This window comes from Actinopolymorpha cephalotaxi (genome assembly GCF_013408535.1).
GTDB lineage: Bacteria > Actinomycetota > Actinomycetes > Propionibacteriales > Actinopolymorphaceae > Actinopolymorpha > Actinopolymorpha cephalotaxi.
In genome coordinates this window covers 1,171,243-1,190,377 of sequence record NZ_JACBZA010000001.1, presented here as the reverse complement: position 1 = coordinate 1,190,377, position 19,135 = coordinate 1,171,243, and the positions used below count along the sequence as shown (strand labels likewise).

18 protein-coding genes are annotated in these 19,135 nt (G+C 72.0%); 6 read left to right on the top strand and 12 right to left on the bottom strand.

Annotated features, from left to right (window positions below; translation table 11 throughout):
- Window positions 1–4: 4 nt before the first annotated feature.
- The 3 genes from FHR37_RS05425 to FHR37_RS05415 all read right to left on the bottom strand — a co-directional run bounded on the left by FHR37_RS05425 (window position 5) and on the right by FHR37_RS05415 (window position 3,477).
- On the bottom strand, window positions 5–343 hold the full coding sequence (locus tag FHR37_RS05425) for a P-II family nitrogen regulator (RefSeq protein WP_092883188.1): 339 nt from the start codon (window positions 341–343) through the stop codon (window positions 5–7).
- The gene (locus FHR37_RS05420; protein ID WP_175542479.1) at window positions 340–1,818 is read right to left on the bottom strand and encodes an ammonium transporter; all 1,479 of its coding nucleotides are present in this window, start codon (window positions 1,816–1,818) and stop codon (window positions 340–342) included. The genes FHR37_RS05425 and FHR37_RS05420 overlap by 4 nt, the downstream gene beginning before the upstream one ends.
- Before the next feature lie 222 nt (window positions 1,819–2,040).
- Window positions 2,041–3,477: an anthranilate synthase component I family protein gene (locus tag FHR37_RS05415; protein WP_237768740.1), complete on the bottom strand. Its 1,437-nt coding sequence runs from the start codon at window positions 3,475–3,477 to the stop codon at window positions 2,041–2,043.
- A gap of 218 nt (window positions 3,478–3,695) precedes the next feature.
- On the opposite strand from FHR37_RS05415, the gene FHR37_RS05410 reads away from it, so the two are divergent.
- Genes FHR37_RS05410 through FHR37_RS05400 form a run of 3 tightly spaced genes read left to right on the top strand, consistent with a single transcriptional unit; the run spans window position 3,696 to window position 5,968 of the window.
- A complete protein-coding gene (locus FHR37_RS05410) occupies window positions 3,696–4,424 on the top strand; it encodes a GAF and ANTAR domain-containing protein (protein WP_175542480.1) in 729 nt (242 codons plus the stop codon).
- Window positions 4,425–4,435: 11 nt separating this feature from the next.
- Window positions 4,436–5,203, top strand: a complete 768-nt coding sequence (locus FHR37_RS05405) for a GAF domain-containing protein (RefSeq protein ID WP_092883254.1) — start codon at window positions 4,436–4,438, stop codon at window positions 5,201–5,203.
- 45 nt (window positions 5,204–5,248) lie between these two features.
- Window positions 5,249–5,968, top strand: a complete 720-nt coding sequence (locus FHR37_RS05400; RefSeq protein WP_092883190.1) for a GAF and ANTAR domain-containing protein — start codon at window positions 5,249–5,251, stop codon at window positions 5,966–5,968.
- A 32-nt stretch (window positions 5,969–6,000) separates the two neighbouring features.
- Here FHR37_RS05400 and trxA read toward each other — a convergent pair whose 3' ends face one another.
- The 9 genes from trxA to FHR37_RS05355 form a co-directional block, all read right to left on the bottom strand.
- Window positions 6,001–6,378, bottom strand: coding sequence for a thioredoxin (gene trxA, locus FHR37_RS05395; protein WP_092883191.1), 378 nt, complete (start codon window positions 6,376–6,378; stop codon window positions 6,001–6,003).
- On the bottom strand, window positions 6,369–6,770 hold the full coding sequence (locus FHR37_RS05390; protein ID WP_092883192.1) for a MerR family transcriptional regulator: 402 nt from the start codon (window positions 6,768–6,770) through the stop codon (window positions 6,369–6,371). Before FHR37_RS05390 ends, trxA begins: the two co-directional genes overlap by 10 nt.
- Before the next feature lie 91 nt (window positions 6,771–6,861).
- The gene (gene ggt / locus FHR37_RS05385; RefSeq protein ID WP_092883193.1) at window positions 6,862–8,499 is read right to left on the bottom strand and encodes a gamma-glutamyltransferase; all 1,638 of its coding nucleotides are present in this window, start codon (window positions 8,497–8,499) and stop codon (window positions 6,862–6,864) included.
- Entirely contained in the window at window positions 8,496–10,310 is a 1,815-nt protein-coding gene (locus FHR37_RS05380; RefSeq protein WP_175542481.1) for an ABC transporter substrate-binding protein, read from the bottom strand. The genes ggt and FHR37_RS05380 overlap by 4 nt, the downstream gene beginning before the upstream one ends.
- 133 nt (window positions 10,311–10,443) lie before the next feature.
- The gene (locus FHR37_RS05375) at window positions 10,444–11,757 is read right to left on the bottom strand and encodes an aspartate aminotransferase family protein (protein WP_092883195.1); all 1,314 of its coding nucleotides are present in this window, start codon (window positions 11,755–11,757) and stop codon (window positions 10,444–10,446) included.
- A 61-nt stretch (window positions 11,758–11,818) separates the two neighbouring features.
- Window positions 11,819–12,565: a GNAT family N-acetyltransferase gene (locus FHR37_RS05370; protein ID WP_092883196.1), complete on the bottom strand. Its 747-nt coding sequence runs from the start codon at window positions 12,563–12,565 to the stop codon at window positions 11,819–11,821.
- A gap of 34 nt (window positions 12,566–12,599) precedes the next feature.
- Window positions 12,600–13,787, bottom strand: coding sequence for a signal recognition particle-docking protein FtsY (ftsY, locus tag FHR37_RS05365; RefSeq protein WP_092883197.1), 1,188 nt, complete (start codon window positions 13,785–13,787; stop codon window positions 12,600–12,602).
- A gap of 90 nt (window positions 13,788–13,877) precedes the next feature.
- On the bottom strand, window positions 13,878–15,281 hold the full coding sequence (locus tag FHR37_RS05360) for a sensor histidine kinase (RefSeq protein WP_237768742.1): 1,404 nt from the start codon (window positions 15,279–15,281) through the stop codon (window positions 13,878–13,880).
- A gap of 4 nt (window positions 15,282–15,285) precedes the next feature.
- The gene (locus FHR37_RS05355; RefSeq protein WP_092883198.1) at window positions 15,286–15,957 is read right to left on the bottom strand and encodes a response regulator transcription factor; all 672 of its coding nucleotides are present in this window, start codon (window positions 15,955–15,957) and stop codon (window positions 15,286–15,288) included.
- Between the two features lie 176 nt (window positions 15,958–16,133).
- Between FHR37_RS05355 and FHR37_RS05350 the strand changes: the two genes are divergently transcribed.
- The 3 genes from FHR37_RS05350 to FHR37_RS05340 are packed head-to-tail and all read left to right on the top strand — an operon-like array spanning window position 16,134 to window position 19,112.
- Window positions 16,134–17,261 carry a LolA family protein gene (locus FHR37_RS05350; RefSeq protein WP_237768743.1) on the top strand — a complete coding sequence of 376 codons (1,128 nt, stop codon included), beginning with the start codon at window positions 16,134–16,136 and terminating at the stop codon, window positions 17,259–17,261.
- The gene (locus FHR37_RS05345) at window positions 17,258–18,250 is read left to right on the top strand and encodes an ABC transporter ATP-binding protein (RefSeq protein ID WP_237768744.1); all 993 of its coding nucleotides are present in this window, start codon (window positions 17,258–17,260) and stop codon (window positions 18,248–18,250) included. Before FHR37_RS05350 ends, FHR37_RS05345 begins: the two co-directional genes overlap by 4 nt.
- Complete coding sequence (locus FHR37_RS05340; protein ID WP_092883200.1) at window positions 18,237–19,112, top strand: ABC transporter permease; 876 nt, start codon at window positions 18,237–18,239, stop codon at window positions 19,110–19,112. Before FHR37_RS05345 ends, FHR37_RS05340 begins: the two co-directional genes overlap by 14 nt.
- Window positions 19,113–19,135 lie beyond the last annotated feature (23 nt).

Below are 19,135 nucleotides of genomic sequence, written 5' to 3'. Positions count from 1 at the left end.
CCGGCTACAGCGCCTCCGGCCCGTGCTCGCCGGTTCGCACGCGTACCACCGTCTCCACGGGTACGACCCACACCTTGCCGTCGCCGATCTTGCCGGTGTGCGCGCTCTTGGCCACGACGTCCACGATGTCGTCCACGTCGGCGTCGTCGACCACGATCTCCACCCGGACCTTGGGCACCAGGTCCACTTCGTACTCCGCGCCCCGGTAGACCTCGGTGTGCCCCTTCTGGCGGCCGTACCCGCTCGCCTCGGTGACCGTCATGCCGGAGACTCCGAACGTCTCCAGGGCCGCGCGTACCTCGTCCAACCGGTGTGGCTTGATGACGGCGGTCACCAGCTTCATCGGGTCCAGCTCCCTTCCTTCTGCTCCGCCGGCGCGTCCGCCGGCCCGTCCTCTTCGCCCTGTGCCGAGTCCCGACCCGAATCCTCCGAGGTCGCCTCCGGTGCCTGTCCCGGCGTCGACGCAGGCGCCGACTCATGCGCCGGCTCGGGCGAGGTGACGACGCGTGCACCGTGCTCGGGCCGGACCGCTGCGCTCCGGGACAGCCCGTGGGTGCGCGAACCGCCGCCGATGGTGCTGAAGTCGTACGCCGTCTCCGCGTGCTCGGTGAGGTCGATGCCGCTCACCTCGTCATCCTCACTGATCCGGAAGCCCATCGTCTTGTCGATGACCTTGCCGATGACGAACGTGAGGCCGAAGGAGTACGCGAGCACCGCCACCGCGGCGACGACCTGGCGCCACAGCTGGTCGAACCCGCCTCCGTAGAACAGCCCGTCCACCCCGGCCGGCGCCGCCGCGGAGGCGACGAAGCCGATGATCAGCGTGCCCGCCAGGCCGCCGACGAGGTGCACGCCCACCACGTCCAGGGAATCGTCGAAGCCGAACTTCGTCTTCAGCCCGACGGCCAGCGCACACAGCATGCCCGCGGCCAGGCCGACCAGGATCGCGCCCAGCGGGGTGACCGACGCACACGCCGGGGTGATCGCCACCAGGCCCGCGACCGCACCGGACGCCGCGCCGAGAGTGGTGGGCTTGCCGTCCCGGATCTTCTCCACCAGGATCCAGGCGAGCAGCGCGGCCGCCGTGGCGACCTGGGTGTTGATGAACGCCACCCCTGCGGTGCCGTTCGCCGCCAGCGCCGAGCCCGCGTTGAATCCGAACCACCCGAACCACAGCAGGCCCGCCCCCAGCAGGACCAGCGGAAGGTTGTGCGGCCGCATCGGGTCCCGGCGCCAGCCGACCCGGCGGCCCAGGACCAGCGCCAGTGCGAGACCCGCCGCACCGGCGTTGATGTGCACGGCGGTGCCGCCGGCGAAGTCGAGCGCCTTGAGCTTGTCGGCGATCCAGCCGCCGTTGCCGTTGTCGAAGAAGAAGACCCAGTGCGCGACCGGGAAGTAGACGATGGTCGCCCACGCGACGATGAACACGATCCACGCGCTGAACTTCGTCCGGTCCGCGATCGCACCGGAGATCAGCGCCACCGTGATGATGGCGAACATCGCCTGGAACCCGACGAACACCGTGGTGGGAATCGTGCCGGACAGGGACTTCTCGCCGATCAGGCCTTCCAGGCCGAAGTCGCCGAGCCCGCCGATCAGTCCCCCGCCGACGTCCTTGGAGAACGCCAGCGAGTAGCCGTAGAGCACCCAGAGAATGCTCACGACGCCGATCGCGGCGAAGTTCATCATGAGCATGTTGAGCACGCCCTTGGCCCGGACCATGCCGCCGTAGAACAGCGCCAGTCCGGGTGTCATCAGTAGTACGAGTGCGGCACTGGCCAACACCCAGGCGGTGTCGCCGGCACTGAGCTGGGGCATCGCGTCTCCTCCTGTGGAGATCCGAGGCTGTGCGCTGGGGGCTTCGCCGAGCCCAACCCGACCGAAGTCGGCGGGCGGCAACGGCGCCGCCTCCTGGATGGGCTCGCGAGGATGCGGCAAGACTTGTCGGGGCGTGTTTCAGCCGCGGGAGTGCGATGTTGCGGGCAGATGACGGAGCCGGGCGCGAGTGTGAAATCCGTGTGAACGCGGGGACGGATGCCCTCAGTCGTCACAAGGTGGTACGACCAGGGCGCGCAGCGGAACGGCCGCCTTCACCAGCATCTCGTCCCATTCGTCCGCCGGGTCCGAGTCCAGCACGATCGCCCCGCCCGCGCCGGCGGTGAGCCGTCCCCGGTGGATCACGGCGGTCCGGATCACCACGCTCAGGTCGGCCGTGCCGGCCAGCCCGAAGTGGCCGAGCGCGCCGGAGTAGATGCCGCGCGCCCGCGTCTCCAGCCGGTCCAGGATGCGCATGGTGGACAGCTTCGGCGCACCGGTCATCGAGCCGGGCGGGAAACAGGCCCGGGCGGCACGCACCGCGGTCACGTCGGCCCGCAGCCGGCCGCGCACCGTGGAGACGAGCTGGTGGACCGTCGCGTAGGACTCCACCGAGCAGAACGCCGGCACGGTGATGCTTCCCGGCTCGCACACCCGGCCGAGGTCGTTGCGTACGAGGTCCACGATCATCAGGTTCTCCGCCTGCGCCTTGGTGCTCGCCGACAGCTCCTTGCGGGCCAGGTCGTCGGCCGCCGCGTCGTCGCCGCGGGGTGCGGTGCCCTTGATCGGCCGGGACTCGGCGTACCCTCCCGCGTCCACCCGCAGGAAGCGTTCCGGGGACGCGGACAGGACGTGGATGTCGTCCAGGCGCAGATAGGCGGCGTACGGCGCGGGGTTGCGGCGGCGCAGCCGGCAGTACATCTCGAACGCCTCGGACGCCTCGGACGCCTCCTCGGAAACCTCGGATGCCGCGCCCACGAAGGGCATCTGCACGGTGTTGGTGAGGCAGACCTCGTAGCTGTCGCCGGCCCGCAACCGGTCCAGGCAGTGGCGTACGTCGCGCAGGTAGGTGTCGCGCGGGCGCGCCAGCCAGGGTTCGGGATCGGGCTCCGGGTGCGGGTCACGGCCGCCGGGACGCGGTCCGGACGCGGGCAGGTCCGCGAGCACCGCGGCCGCCTCGTCCAGCCAGCAGGCGGGCGTGTCCGCGGTGCCGAGCTCGACCACCCAGGCGCGCCCGGTGAGATGGTCGAGGGCGACGTACCGCGTCGCCGCCAGCCAGTACGCGTCCGGCAGCTCCGACCGGTGCGGTGAGGGCGCGCCGTCGTGTGCCCTGAGCTCGTAGCCGAAGTAGCCGACGTAGCCGCAGGCGAGCTCGGCGGGCAGCCCCGGCGGGACCTCGACCCGTCTCTCGGCGAGGCGGCCTTCGAGCCGGTCGTACACCGTGGAAGTGGTCGTGGTGGACGGCGGTGCCGCGACACGGTCGGTGAGGACGTCGGCGTGCGGGCCGGCGCACTCACCGAGTACGGAGTACCTCGCGGGTCCGTCCACCATGGCGCTGTCCAGCCAGTAGGTGCACCGGCCGGCGCCGAAGAGGGCCCGGAACGCCTGCTCGGCGTCCGGCATGGCCGGCAGCTCCCGGCAGCGCAGCACCCACCTCGTCACCCGGTTCAGCGTAGAGCGCCGGCACCGGACGACTGTCAACCCGGCCTGGACAGGCACCTCGGACAGGCGCACGGACCGGTGTCAACGCCGGGTTTCGCCCGGTCGGCGTACCGGGGAGACGATGTGCCCCTTCGGTGAGGCCCTGCTGCCCTGTCGGACCGAACGAGGTCGGCATAGCGTCACGGGTGGAGTCGTACGGAAGCATGTCCCGGGGAGACATGATGGCCGATTACGAGGATCTTGGCCGGGATCTCACCAGGCTCGTGGCACAGAACGGACCGCAGGCGCCGCGGCGGATCTGCGAGGCGGTCGTGGCCTCCTCGCTGGCCGACGGCGCCGCGGTGACGCTGATCAGCGACCCGGATCGGCAGGAGCCGATCTGTGCCACCGACGAGATCGCCACCCGGCTGGACGAGTTGCAGTTCAGCCTCGCCGAGGGGCCCTGCCTGGACGCCCACAGCCTCGGCCAGCCGGTACTCGTGTCCGACATCGCCGATCCCGCGGACACCCGCTGGCCGGGGTTCGCCGACGGTGCCCGGGCCACGCGGGCCCGCGCGCTGTATGCCCTGCCGATGCGGATCGGCGGCGCCCGGCTGGGAATTCTGGACCTGTACCGGCTGGCGCACGGACCGCTGTCCCGCGAGGAGGTGACCATGGCCCTGCGGGCCGCGGACGCGGCGACGTGGGCGGTGCTCAACCCCGGCGCCGGCGGGCGGAAGGCTCCGGCGGAGGTGCTGGAGGACCTCATCGGCGGAGGGCTGGCACGGGCCGAGGTGCACCAGGCCACCGGGATGGTCGCCGTCCAGTTGGACGTCCCCGTCGCCACGGCGCTGGCGCGGCTGCGAGCGCACGCCTTCGCGGAGGACCGGCCGCTGATCGACGTGGCCCGCGACGTGGTGGCGCGCAGGCTGAAGTTCGACCCCGGCGACGACAGCGACCTGGGCTGACGGTGATCATCATGACGACCGGACACACCCGAGGCGAGGGACCCACCCGGGGCGAGGGCGCCTTCCCGGTGGAGTTCGCGGAACTCACGCAGTCCCTTGTCAACGACTACGACCCGATCGAGCTGCTCGACCGGGTGACGGCGATGTGCGTCGACCTGCTGCCGGTGCAGGCGGCCGGGGTGTTGCTGGCCGACCAGTGGGGAGCACTCGGCACCATCGCCTCGTCCAGCGAACAGATGCGCCTGCTGGAACTCATGCAGCTGCAGACCGACCACGGCCCCTGCCTGGAGTGCTACCGCACCGGCGAGCCGATCAACACCCTCGACCTGACCGGCCCCGCCGCGCGCAGGTGGCCGGACTTCGCCGCCCGGGCCGTCGCCGCCGGATTCCGGGGGATCGCGGCGATGCCGATGCGGCTGCGCGACGACCTGATCGGGGCCCTGAACCTGCTCAGTGAGCAGCCCGTGCCGTTGTCGCACTACGAGCAGCGCGTCGCCCAGGCGCTGGCCGACCTGGCGACGATCGCGGTCGTCCACGAACGCACGCTGCGCCGTCCGGAGCTGCCGGTCGAGCAGCGCCTCGCGGTGCTCAACCAGCGCGTGATCATCGAACAGGCCACCGGAATGGTCGCCCAGCACGGCGGCTACGACCTGTCCGAGGCGTACGGCGTGCTGCGCCGGCGCGCGCGGGAGACCGGTCGGCGCCTCACCGACCTCGCCACGGCGCTGGTCGAGGGGCGGATCACCGTGTCCGAGGCGGACCGGCCCGCGACGAAGTGACCCGGGCCCCGCGGTCGCGTCACCCGAAGGATCGAGGCAGCTGACATGCCGCTGGACCGCCTGCGACTCATCGACGAGCTGGCCACCATCGTGGCGGACGTCGAGCGGGTCGCCGAGCTCCCCCAGCGCGTGTGCGACACCGTCGTGGACCTGCTGCCGATCGACGGCGTGGGACTGTCCCTGATGAACCCCGACATCGCCGGTGGCCGCACCCTGCTGGGCGCCAGCAACGACGCCGGCGTGGAGATCGAGGAGCTGCAGTACCGGCTGGGCGAAGGTCCGTGCGTGTCCGCGTTCGCCGACAACCAGCCGGTCCTGGTGCCCGACCTGCAGGCCGCGGACGCGACGGTTCGCTGGCCGATGTTCACTCGCGAGGTAGCCCAGCTGGGGGTGCGGGCGATCTTCGCCCTGCCGCTGCGGATCGGCGCCGCCGGCATGGGCGTACTCGACTTCCACCGCACCCGGCCCGGTCCGTTGCTGGAGGTCATCGAGGCGCTGCTGGTGGCCGACGCGGTGGCGGTCGTGTTGTTCAACTACCAGCTCCGGCAACAGCAGACGGAGAGCCTGCCCGATCTGTACGAGCTGTCCCGGCTGCAGCACGAGCAGGTGCACCTCGCGATCGGGATGGTCTCCGGCCAGCTCGACATCCCCAACGAGCAGGCGATCGACCTGCTGCGTGCGTACGCGTACGAACACGGCGAACGCCTCAACGACGTCGCCGAACAGGTCGTGGAACGCCGGCTGCGCCTGACCCTCGACAGCTGAGGAGAGGGCCAGGCGCTCGGCGACCGACCGGCTCAGGCCGGTGCCAGCACGTCCTCCAGCTCGGCCAGCAGCCGCGCCTTCGACCGTGCGCCGACCAGCGACTTCACCAGCTCCCCGCCGCGGTAGACCTGCATCGTCGGTACGGCCATGACACGGGTCGCCATCCCGGTCTGGGGGTTCTCGTCGTAGTTGATCTTCACCACCCGGAGGCGTTCGGCGTTCTCCCCCGCGATCTGTTCGAGCACCGGCCCGAGCATCCGGCACGGCCCGCACCAGGGCGCCCAGAACTCCACCAGCACCGGCAGGTCGGCGCCGAGCACCCGGTCGGCGAAGGTCGCGTCGGTGACCGCCTCGAGTTCCTTGCCCTGGCCCGGGCGGGACGTGCGGGCGGCTTTGTCGTTCAGCAGCATGTCGAATCTCCAACGGTGTGGTCGATCTGGGCGGAGGCCCTGCGCTGCAGGGCGGTCGCCAGCTGCGCCTGGATCTGGTCCCGTACGGCACCCAGCCGGGTGAGACAGTCGTCGATCTCGGCGAGCTTGGCGCGGTAGACCTGCACGGAGTTCGGGCACGCGTCGCCGGCCTCGTGCCCGGACCGCAGGCACTCCACGAACGGCCGGGTCTCCTCCAGCGAGAACCCGATCGCCAGCAGGGACCGGATCTCCTCGACGATCCGCCGGTCGGTGTCGCCGTAGTCGCGATAGCCGTTCGACGTACGCCGGGCAGCCAGCAGCCCCTGCGACTCGTAGTAACGCAACGCCCGCGTGGTCGTGCCGGTTCGTTCGGCAAGCTCTCCGATGCGCATCTGGCCTCCTCGACCACCGACGCTAAACCTTGACGTCGGCGTCAACGCCAGCACAGGCGCATCGATTTCCGTCCCGGTTCCTCCGCCGGGATCACAACCCGAGGGCGGACCCTTCGGTACGCGGGTCGCTGCCACCGGTGAGCACGCCAGTCACCGAGTCTCGGGCGATCACCTGGGCGCCGCTCTCCGCACTCCAGTCGCCGCCGACCGTCACGTCGTGCCCGCGTTCGGCCAGCGCCGCGGCGTGCTCCCGGCCGGCCCGGCCCTCCAGCGTCAGCGTGAACCTGCCGCCCTCCCCCGCCGACGGCGAGCTGATCCACAGCGGCTGCTCGACCGTCTGCTGCGGGTCCAGACCGTGGTCGAGCAGCCCGGTGATCACCTGGAGGTTCCACTGGGGCTGCCGGTCACCGCCCGGCGTGCCGCCGACGACGTTCATCCGTCCCTGCCGGTCGGCGATCAGGTAGCAGTTGAGCGTGTGCATCGGCTTCTTGCCCGGCGCGAAGACGTTCGGCGAGGCCTCGTCGAGGGAGAACGCCTGGCAGCGGTTGTTCAGCAGGACCCCGGTTTCGCCGGCCACCAGCCCGCTGCCGAAGTTGGCGGCCACGGACTGGATCAGCGAGACCATCATGCCGTCGCGGTCGGTGACGCACAGGTACGTGGTGTGGCCGGGGTCGAACGCGCCGGCCGGTACGTCGTGGCGGGCCTGCCTGCCGATCAGGCTCGCCCGCCCGGCCGCCCAGTCCTTCGACAGCAGCCGCTCGACCGGCGAGGGACCGAACGCCGCGTCGCCGCAGCAGTGGGCGTACCGGTCGGCGAACGCCAGCTTGGTCGCCTCGACCAGCAGGTGGGTGCGTTCCGGTGACGCGGCGCCGAGGCCGGCGAGGTCGAAGCGTTCGGCGATGTTCAGCGCCTCCAGCATCACCAGGCCCTGACTGGGCAGGCAGGTCTGGAACACCCGATGACCGCGGTACGTCGTGGACAGCGGCGCCGACACGTCGGTGTGGTGGTCCTTGAAGTCGGCCGCCGACAGCGCACCACCGGCCTGAGCCATGAACGCGCCGATCCGCTCGGCGATCTCGCCCTGGTAGAAGACCTCCGGACCGTTCGCGGCGACCAGCTCCAGGGTGCGCGCGAGGTCGGCCTGCGCGAGCACACTGCCCGGTGCGGGCGGCCTGCCGTCCGGGAGGAAGACCCGCGCCGAGGTCGGGGCCGCCGCCAGCAGGTCGGCGAACTTCGTGATGAACCCGACCAGCACCGGCGAGACCGGATGCCCGTGGGCGTAGCCGATCGCGGGCCGGGCGAGGTCGGCGAACGTCCGGGTACCGTGGCGTTCGAGCAACGTGAACCAGCCGTGCACCGCGCCCGGCACCGTCACCGACAGCGGGCCACGGCCCGGCAGGTGGACGCCGTCGCCGGCCGCCCGCATCGAGGCGAGGCTCGCCGCGCGGGGCGCGATTCCGCTGCCCTGAAAGGACGTCACGGTGCCTTCGGGGCCAGTCGCCGCGGGGTCGTGCACCAGCGAGAACAGGTCGCCGCCCAGGCCGCACATCTCCGGCATCACCACCGCGGCCACCAGCGCCGAGGCGACCGCGGCGTCCACCGCGTTGCCGCCGTCGGCGAGCACCCGCAGGCCCGCGCCGGTCACCAGCGGGTGGGCCGAGGCCACCATCCCGCCCTCGGCGAACACCGGGGCGATCCGGCGGCGGGACCAGGTGGGGTCGGTGTTCATCGTGTTCCCTTCGCGGGCCGGAGGCGTCCGGCGTACATCAACATGATGGTGAAGTTGTCGGCGTACGGCGAGTTCTGCAGCAGCGGGTCACTGTCCGGCGGCCAGGCGGTGACCCGAACCCCTTCCAGGGCAGGGTTGTTGCCGTACCGCTCGAACAGCGGGATCATCGGCAGCAGCTCGTTGAACGCCAGGCCGAGGGTGCTGACGGTGGCCCGCTGCGCTGCCTCGTCGAGCCCCTCGCCCGCCTGGATCACCAGCCGCTGCAGGTCCACCTGACCGCGTACCTTAGTGGACTGCCGCAGGGGGAACGCCATGCCCTTGCCGCCCTGGTTCGCCGCCACCGGGATGTTGTGGACGAACAGGTCCTGCACGAAGGCGAAGTGCGGATGTGGATGGTCCGACGTGCCCCACGACTGGATGGCGAGGGAGAAGTTGCCCTTGTCCACGTCGATCGGCTGCTGGGACTCGGTGACCCCGCGCGGGGTGACCCTGATGCCGAACCGCGACAGCTGGCGGGCGGCGTCCTGCCCGGACGCCGACCAGTCGGCGTACTCCGCCGGGAAGATGATCTCGTACTCCGCGGCCCTGCCCTGCGGTGTCAACCACCGCTTGCCCTGACGGCGCCAGCCCGCCTTCGTCAACAGCCCGGCCGCCTTGTCCTGGTCGAACTCGTAGGCGTTCAGCCGGCCGCGGTCGGCCTCCGGCATCCACTCGGGCACCAGGTTGTCGGAGAACCCTGCCAGGTAACGGACTCCCCGGCCCGAGCTTGCCAACGACACCTTGCCGTTGAGGTCGCGGTCGATCGCGTGCGCCAGTGCCTGCCGGGCGGCCGGGTCGGCGAACTCACCGAGCCGGGCCAGGTTGAACAGCAGCGCGGGCCCGGAGTAGACCGGCGGCCGGATGATCCGGACGCCCTTCTTCGTCAGCTGTTTCTCGGTGGCGACCGGGAAGCCGTGGGTGGCGTAGTCCAGTCGCTTCGCGAGCACGAGCGGGGTGATCGTGGGCGTCTCGCCGTTGAAGACGATCACCTTGTCGAAGGAGATCCTGTCCGCGGCGTACCCCTTGGGGTTCTTCACCAACGTCAACTGGGCGTTGGTGATGGTGTCGTACTCGTAGTCGAACGGTCCGGAGACCACGGCGCGTTCCGGCCGGAACGCCTGGAACTCCTCGTTCAGCTTCCCGCCCTCCGGTGAGTCCAGGTCCTTGCCGGACCCGAAGAGGCGCTGCGCCCGGCGCGCCCACGGACCGTACGTCGCGTCGGCGTGCAGGTGCTGGCGCAGCACGTAACGCTCCACCACGGTCGAGGGCTTCTTCATGGTGAGCACGATCGTGCGCTCGTCGGGCGCACGGACGTCGTCCAGGTAGTCCCACAACGAGTTCCGCATGATCCGCAGGCACCAGAAGGTGGTCACCGCGTCCTTGCTGGTGATCGGCTTGCCGTCACTCCACCTCAGTCCGGACCGCAGCGTGCAGGTGAACGTGCGGGCCGCCTCGTCGACCTTCCACTTCTCCAGCAGCATCGGTTCCCACTTCTTCTCCTTCCACCGGTACATCGCGCCCGGCGCGAGGATCAGGTCGAGGTAGAAGTGGTCGCCGAGGATCGCGTCGGTCACGCCGTCCATCAGGTTGAAGTGGCCCTTGGGCGGCACCTGGTACGCCGTACCGCCGTGGAACTCCGCGGGCGCGCCGGCCGCACCGGGTTCGCCGCCCTGCCGGCATCCGGCCAGCGCCCAGGCACCGGCACCCGCGCTCATCGCGGCCAGGACGTCCCGCCGGGTCAGTCGTGCGGTGCCAGGGGAATGTGAAGGCATCTGCCGATTGTCGAGGCGGCACGCGACCCTGGGACAGCGTGTCGCGGCCCGCAGTCCTCGATAGGACAGGAGTTTCCGGATCCGGATGGATTCCGGACGAATCCGGATGAACTCAGGTGACCGGCGTGTTACCTCAGACCAGCGCCTCGTACACCCGCCCGATCGCGTCGGAGGCGATCGCCAGCCCTTCCTCGGCCTCGTCCTCGGTGAGGGTGAGCGGCGGCCCGATCCGGATGACGTTCCCGTGCAGGCCGCCCTTGCCGACCAGCAGCCCGCCGCGCCGGCACTCCGCCAGCACCATCCCCGCGGCCCGCGGGCTGGGCGTGTCGGTGCCCGGCTCGACCAGCTCCAGGCCGATCATCAGTCCCTTGCCGCGTACGTCGCCGACGATGTTCGTGCCGTCGGCCAGGGCCCGCAGGCCCGACATCAGCCTCGCCCCGAGCTTGGCGGCGTTGGCCTGCACGTCGTGGGCGAGCAGGTAGTCCAGGGTCGCGTTCGCGGCGGCCATCGCCAGCGGGTTGCCGCCGAACGTCGACAGCCCGCTCGCGTTCAGCCCGTCCATCAGCTCCGCACGGGCGACCACGCCGCCGATCGCCAGCCCACCGGCGGCGCCCTTGGCGAACGTCAGCACGTCGGGCACCACGTCGTGTGCCTGGTAGCCCCAGAAGTGCTCGCCGGTCCGGCCCCAGCCGGTCTGCACCTCGTCGCTGACGAAGTGGATGCCGTACTCGTCCAGCACCTGCTTCATCGCGCCGAACAGCCCGTCCGGCGGGGTGGCGAACCCGCCCACGCCCTGGATCGGCTCGGTGATCATGCACGCCACGTCGCCCGCGGTGGTGGTCGCGATGACGTCGCGCAGGTCCTCCACGCACGCCTCGATGTAGTCGGCGTCGGACAGGTGGCGGAACGGGCTGCGGTAGCGGTAGCCGCCGTACACGTAGCTCACGTGCACCGGGGACAGCGAGCTGGTGCCCCAGCTCCGGTTGCCGGTGATCGCCACCGTGGCGAACGCGCGGCCGTGGTAGGAGTTGCGCAGCGCCAGCACCTGGTTGCTGCGCCGCGCGTGGGTGGTGAGCAGCAGCGCGGCCTCGTTGGCCTCGGTGCCGGAGTTGACGAAGAACACCTTCGCGTCCGGGATGCCGGACAGCTCCGCGACCCGCTCGGCGTACTCCACCTGCGCCCGGCCGAGGTAGGCGGTGGAGGTGTGCACCACGCCGGTGTCGAGCTGGCGGCGGACGGCCTCGGTGATCTCGGGTACGCCGTACCCGAGGGAGTTGCTGAGGATCCCGGCGAAGAAGTCGAGGTAGGTCCGGCCGTCACCGCCGGTGACCCGGCGCCCCTGCCCGCCGACGATCTCCAGCGGGTCGTCGTAGTAGAGCGCCTGCCAGTTCGGCATCACCGCGCGGTGCCGGGCGAGCAGGTCGGTGTCCCGGTCGGTGCTGGTCATCGCCACTCCTCCTGCGTCGGTGTGCTCGACCCAGCCTTGCACAGGAGGTCGGCAGAGACCGTCAGCCGTCGAGGCCGACGTAGATGTCCAGGCCGGCGACCTCGGCGAAACCCAGCCGCGTGTACAGCCGGGCGGCCTCCTCGGTCTCGGGATTCAGGTGGGCGAGCGTCGCGCCGCCGCCGAACCCCCAGGCCAGGATGTCCGCTGTGAGCGCGGCGCCGATCCCCCGCCGGCGGGCCCGCGGCAGGACACCCACGCCGAAGACGCCGACGCTCTCCCCACCCGAACCGCTGGTGCGGATGCCGGTGGCCACGCCGACCGGCTCGCCGTCCAGCCTGGCCAGCACGGACCGGAAACCGTCGGCGCCGAGTTGCGGGCGTACCCAGGCGAGGTTCTGCTCCACCGGGTCGCCGAACGCCTCCGCGTCCACGGTGGCGAACAACTCCGCCTCGTCCGGCCTGGCCGGTGTGACGACGAGCCCCGGCGGCATCGCCACCGGACGTTCGTACGCCGGCACCGCCAGCGCCATGCACCGCTTCCGGAACAGCCACCGCCCGTACGGCCATGGCGTGCCCGCCGGCACCCGCACGCCCCACGGGACGCCTCGAGGGGCGTACCACGCGCGCACCTGGTCCAGGTCGAACAGCGCCGGGTCGGTCACGTCGCCGTTGTTCCACTGCGGGTACGGCAGACCGGAGGCCATCACCGCACAGCCCGGCAGCAGCGCGGCGCCCCCGCCGTCGGCCACCCGGATCCGGCCCATCGCCTGCCAGGCGTCGGCGTGCGCCGCCCACACCCGTTCGTTCATCGTCGGGTCACTGCCAACCGCCAACTGCCGGTCGTCAGTCCGCGAGCAGCGCGTCGACGAACTCCTCCGGAGCGAACGGCGCGAGGTCGTCGGCGCCCTCGCCGAGTCCGACGAGCTTCACCGGCACGCCGAGTTCGCGCTGCACGGCGATGATGATGCCGCCCTTGGCGGTGCTGTCCAGCTTTGTGAGCACGATGCCGGTGACGTCGACCACCTCGGCGAACACCCGGGCCTGGGTGAGGCCGTTCTGCCCGGTGGTGGCGTCGATGACCAGCAGCACCTCGCTCACCGGCGCCTGCTTCTCGATCACCCGCTTGACCTTGCCGAGCTCGTCCATCAGGCCGGTCTTGGTGTGCAGCCGGCCGGCGGTGTCGACGATCACCACGTCGGACTCCTGCTCGACGCCGGCCTTCACCGCGTCGAACGCCACACTGGCGGGGTCGCCGCCCTCCGGGCCCCGCACGGTGGGTACGCCGACCCGCTCGCCCCAGGTGGCCAGCTGGGCGACCGCGGCGGCGCGGAAGGTGTCGGCGGCGCCCAGGATGACGTCCTTGTCCTCGGCGACGAGGACCCGGGCGAGCTTGCCGCAGGTGGTCGTCTTGCCGGTGCCGTTGACGCCGACGACGAGCACCACGGCGGGGTTGGTGGCCGTACGGTCGGCGTGCACCGTCCGGTCCAGATCGGTGCCGACGAGGTGCAGCAACTCCGATCGGAGGATCTCCCGCGCCTGGCCGGGGCTGGCGACGCCCTCGACCCGCACCCGGGTGCGCAGCCGCTCGACCAGCTCCTGGGTCGGGCGCACGCCGACGTCGGCGGACAACAGGGAGTCCTCGATCTCCTCCCAGGTGTCCTCGTCGATCCGGTCCCGGGACAGCATCGCCAGCAGGCCCTTGCCGAGCGTGCTCTGCGAACGCGCCAGCCGGGAACGAAGCCGGACCAGCCGGCCCTGGGCGGGTTCGGGCCGCTCCACGGTGGGCGTGGGCGGCTCGACGAGGTCGAGTTCCTCGGTGGGCGGCGCGGGGGCGCCGGTGCCGCTCGGGCGCTCGGCGGTCGCGACGGGACCTTCCGCCTCGGACTCCTCCCCGGCGGGGCGCGAGATGGTGCCGGTGCCCCGGTCCGCCTGAGGCGGTAGCTCACGCCGGCGGCCCCGGGTGAGGAGGAAGGTTCCGGCGGCGCCGAGGGCGATGACGGCGATGACGATGGCTGCGACGACGTACTCCACGGTCGTTCATCCTCCCAGACCGGGCCGGAACCCGCCGACGCCCGGGGCGGTCACCGCCGATCAGGGCTGATCAGAGCGGGCCACAGCCGGTCAGGGCCGGTCGGCGGCGGGCAGGCGTACCTCGGCCCGTACGCCGGGACCCGCGTCGGCCAGCGTCACCGTGCCGCCGTGCAGGCGGGCCAACTCCCGCACGATCGCCAGGCCCAGCCCGCTGCCGCCGTCGTCGCGGGCCCGGGCGTCGTCCAGCCGGGTGAACCGGTCGAACACCCGCTCCCGGTCCGCGGGCGCGACCCCGGGACCGTCGTCGGTGACGGTGAGCAGCACGCCCTCTCCGGAGTCCTCCACCGCGACCCGCACCTCGCCGGCGGCGTGCCGTACGGCGTTGTCGGCGAGGTTGCCGATCAGCTGCCGCAGCGCGCCCGGCGTGCCGCACACCCACCGGGCCTCGGGCGCGTCCACCCGGACCGGCACCCGCGCACCGGCGTACCTTCCGGCGACCTCCTTGGCCAGTGCGGCCACGTCGACCTGATCGGTCCCCCGGTGCAGGGCGCCCTCGTCGGCCCGGGCCAGCAGCAACAGGTCGTTGGTCAGGTCGGCCAGCCGGTTCACGTCGGTGAGCAGGTCGGTGAGGAGTTCGGCCGGCGGGCCGCTCCCCGGCGCGGTGTCGGTGGCGGTTGCGGCTGCGTCCAGCCGGACGGCGACCTCCAGCTGGGTACGCATGCTGGCCAGCGGGCTGCGGAGCTCGTGCGCCGCGTCGGCGACGAACGCCCGCTGCCGTCCCCGGGTCGACTCCAGCCGCGCGAGCATGTCGTTCAGCGTCACCGCGAGCCGGTGCACCTCGTCGTTGCCGGGCGGCACCGGGAGCCGCCGCGCCGAACTCGCCCCGGTGATCTCGGCCGCGCCACGCCGCAGCGCCTCCACCGGCGCGAGCGTCCAGCCGACCACCCGCCACGCGACCGCGGCCAGCAGCCCGACCAGGATCGGGAACGCCACCAGCAACGTTCCCTTGACGACGCTGATCGACTCGGCCATCCCGCGTTCGGACACCGCGACCAGCACGGTCCGCCCGCCCGGCAGCGGCTCACCGACGACCCGGACCGCGCCGGTGATCCCCAGCTGTTCCCCGTCCACGGTCAGCCGGGCACCACCGCGCGCCGCCGTGAGGTCGCCCGGCCGCAGCGCCGGCACCAGCCGGTCCGCACCCGCGGACGCCGCGGTCACCCGGCCCTGCCCGTCGACGACCTGCACGAACGACACCCCTCCGCCGACCGGGATCGGGTCGGACAACCGGCCGGCGTGGGCGAGCGCGGCGACGTCGCGGGCCGTGCCGACCGCGCCCTCGTCCAGGCTGCGCTGCAGGGTGAACTCCAGCGTCCGGACCAGGATCAGGCCGCCCAGCGCGAGCCCGGCGGCCACCCCGACCGAGCCGATCAGGATCAGCCGGCCCCGCAGGGTCAGCCGGTGCCACCGGCGGGCCGGCCCGCTCGCGTTCACCGGCTCACCTCACGGTCACGTCGGCGGCCAGGCGATACCCCGCTCCGCGCACTGTCTCCAGCGCCGACCGGCCGATCTTGCGGCGGAGGTAGCCGACGTACACCTCGACGACGTTCGGGTCGGTGTCGTCGGTGGCGTCCCACACGTGGTCGAGCAGTTCGATCTTGGTCACCACGTCGCCGGGCCGCCGGATGAGGTACTCCAGCAACGCGAACTCCCGGGCGGTCAACGTGATCTCCGCGCCCGCCCGGGTCACCCGCCGGCTGGCCGGGTCGAGAGTGAGGTCACCGGCGGCCAGCACGGTCGGCCGCTCCGGGGCGCCACGGCGCAGCAGGGCGCGCAGCCTGGCCACCAGCACGACGTAGGAGAACGGCTTGGTGAGGTAGTCGTCGGCGCCGGCGTCCAGCCCGTCGGCCTGGTCGTACTCCCCGTCCTTGGCCGACAGCATCAGCACCGGAACCCAGTGCTGCTCCGCGCGCAGCGCGCGTACGACGTCGTACCCGGACATGGCGGGCAGCATCACGTCCAGCACCACCGCGTCGTACTCACCGTGCAGTGCACGGTCCAGCCCGTCACGGCCGTCGGTGGCGAGGTCCACCACGAAACCCTCGGCGGACAGGCCGCGCACCAGGGCCCGGCCGAGCCGGGGTTCGTCCTCGACGAGCAGCAGTCGCACGCTCACCAGCGTGACACGCGACGCGCCGCCCAGCGAGCACGCGGGGACGGAATCGCCCGCCGGAGGGACCCCGAGGAAACCCTTAGGGGGCCTTCTCAGCGTGCTCACAGGCCGCACCACGCAGGATGGGGCCGACGTCCTTCACTCCTTGCGGAGATCTCTTGAGGAGGCCCGGCTTGTTCCCGTCCCGCCCCGCCCTGCGCTGGCTGGCCCCGGTGGCCGTCCTGGCGCTGGTGCTCGCCGCCGGCACGACCGGCACCATGCTGCGGGCCGACGCGGCCGGCGCGCTGCCGCCCCGGACCGCCGCCCAGCTGCTGGTCGACCTGCAGAAGGCCGACCCCGCACCGTTCTCCGGCACCGTCTCCCAGCAGTCCGACCTCGGACTTCCCGAGCTTCCCGCCCTGAACGGCGGAGGCGGCAGCTCCGACCTCAGCTCGCTCGTCAGCGGCAGCCACACCCTGCGGGTGTGGTTCGACGGTCCGCAGCGGGTACGCCTGGCGCTGCTCGGCACGCTCGGCGAGTCCGATGTCGTACGCAACGGCTCCGACCTGTGGATGTGGTCCAGCCAGGAGCGCTCGGCCACCCACCGCACCCTGCCGGCGAAGTCGGAGCATGCCGCTCCGGACGCCTCGAAGCTGCCCGCGGACCTGCCGAAGACGCCGCAGGAAGCCGCCGACCAGGCGCTGAAGGCGCTCGACCCGACCACGAAGGTCACCACCGACGGCACCGCGAAGGTGGCCGGCCGGTCGGCGTACCTGCTGATTCTCACCCCGCGCGACTCCTCCTCCCTCGTCGGCCAGGTGCGGCTGGCGATCGACGGCGCCCGGCACGTTCCCCTGCAGGTGCAGGTGTTCGCCAAGGGCGCGAGCGAGCCGGCGTTCCAGGTCGGGTTCACCTCGATCAGCTTCACCCGGCCCAGTGCCGACCAGTTCCGGTTCACCCCGCCGCCCGGCACGAAGGTGACCGAGGGCGAGAAGGGGTCCGGCGAGGGGCCCGCCTCCCACAAGCGCGCCCCGGCCAAGCAGGCGCAGGAACCGCGGGTGGTCGGCAAGGGCTGGACCAGTGTGGTCGTGGCCACGATGCCCTCCGAGCGGGCGGCCGCGCCCGGCAAGGGTGGGCGGGGTGACCAGCTCGGCGAGCTCGGCCAGGTGCTGAACTCGCTGCCCAGGGTGAGCGGCTCCTGGGGAAGCGGGCGCCTTTTGAAGGGCTCGCTGTTCTCCGTGCTGGTCACCGACGACGGCCGGGTGCTGGCCGGCGCGGTGTCGCCGGACAGGTTGTACTCCGTCGCCGGGTCCGCCAGGTGACCGAGGCAACGTCCGCCGTGGTGTCCGCCGGCCGGTCCGGCGGGCACCACGACGAGGACACGCCGGCGATCCGTACGTACGGACTGCGCAAGAGGTTCCGGTCCGGTCAGGTCGCGGTCGACGACCTCGACCTGACCGTGCCGACCGGCGCCGTCTACGGCTTTCTCGGGCCGAACGGCTCGGGCAAGACGACCACGATCCGGATGCTGCTCGGCCTGGTCCGCCCGACCGCCGGCCGGCACGAGCTCCTCGGCCGGGCGATTCCCCGGGAGTCGGCGCAGGCACTCCCCCGGATTGGCGCCCTGGTGGAAGGTCCGGCGTTCCACCCCTACCTGTCCGGACGCGCCAACCTGCACCGGCTGGACGCCGCCGACCGTACGGCGGACCCGGCGACCGCGCGCGCTCGCGTGGACGCCGCGCTGGACCGGGTGGGACTGCTCGCCGCCGCCCGCAAGCGCTACCGCGCCTACTCCCTCGGTATGCGGCAACGGCTGGGGCTGGCCGCCGTCCTCCTCCAGCCTCGCGACCTGCTGATCCTCGACGAACCCACCAACGGGCTGGACCCGCAAGGAACCCGCGAGGTGCGCAACCTCGTCACCGACCTGGCTCGCGACGGCGCGACCGTCATGTTGTCCACGCACCTGCTGTCGGAGGTCGAGCAGATCTGTTCCCACGTGGGCGTCATGCACGTCGGGAAGCTGCTGACCCAGGCGCCGCTGGCACAGGTGCGGTCGAGCGCGCAGGCCCGGGTCGAGGTGGAGACCGAACGACCCGATCTCGCCGAAGGGACGCTGCGCAGGTTCGGGTTGACAGGGCTGTCCGTGGCCGGGACGAAGGTGAGCGCGCTGATCGGCGACGTGCCGCCGGAGAAGATCGTGCCGGTGCTGGTCGAGGACGGCGTGCCCGTACGTGCGTTCGGTGTGCAGACCCCCGGACTGGAGGACGTGTTCGTGTCACTGACCGGGGAGGGCTTCGATGTCAGCGGCTGAGCCGATCGTCGGCCGGGCCAGCGCGCGGCCGCACCGCCGGGTGAGCCCGCGGTTCTTCTGGTCCGAGCTGACGCTGCTGTTCGGCCGCCGGCGCAACTGGGCGGGGATGGCAGTGCTGGCCGCCGTACCCCTCATCATCGCCGTCTCGGTGAAGCTGTCCTCGCCGTCGTCGCGCGGCGGTGGTGCGGACGGCCCGAACTTCTTCGCCGGCATCACCTCGAACGGACTGTTCGTGGCACTCGCCGCGCTCACCGTCGAACTCCCGTTGTTCCTTCCGCTCGCGGTGTCGGCGATCGCCGGCGACGCCGTGGCCGGGGAGGCCAACCAGGGCACGTTGCGCGGCCTGCTCGCCGTACCGGTCGAACGCACCCGGCTGCTGGCGGTGAAGTACGCCGGGATCGTGGTGTTCGCGTTCGCCTGCACGCTGCTGGTCGCCGCGGTGGGCGCGGTCGCCGGGCTGATTCTCTTCGGTGGTGGGCCGATGGTGTTGCTGTCCGGCGTCCAGGTGGGCTTCGCCGAGGGGCTGGGCCGGCTGCTGCTGGTCTGTGTCTACCTCGCGGTCTGCCTGTCCACGCTGGGTGCGATCGGGTTGTTCGTGTCCACGCTGACCGAACAACCCATCGGGGCCACCATCGCGACCGTGATCCTCAGCCTGAGCAGTCAGATCCTGGACGTGATCCCCCAGCTGGACTGGCTGCATCCGTACCTCCCCACCCACTACTGGACCGGCTTCGGCGACCTGCTGCGCTCACCTCTGGCCACCGAGTCGGTGGCGCCGGGGCTGTGGCTTTCCCTTGCCTACACAGCGGTTTTCCTCGCCGCCGCATGGGCGAGGTTCGCCGGCCGGGACGTGACCAGCTGAGCAGACAGCGCTCGGACGGTTCA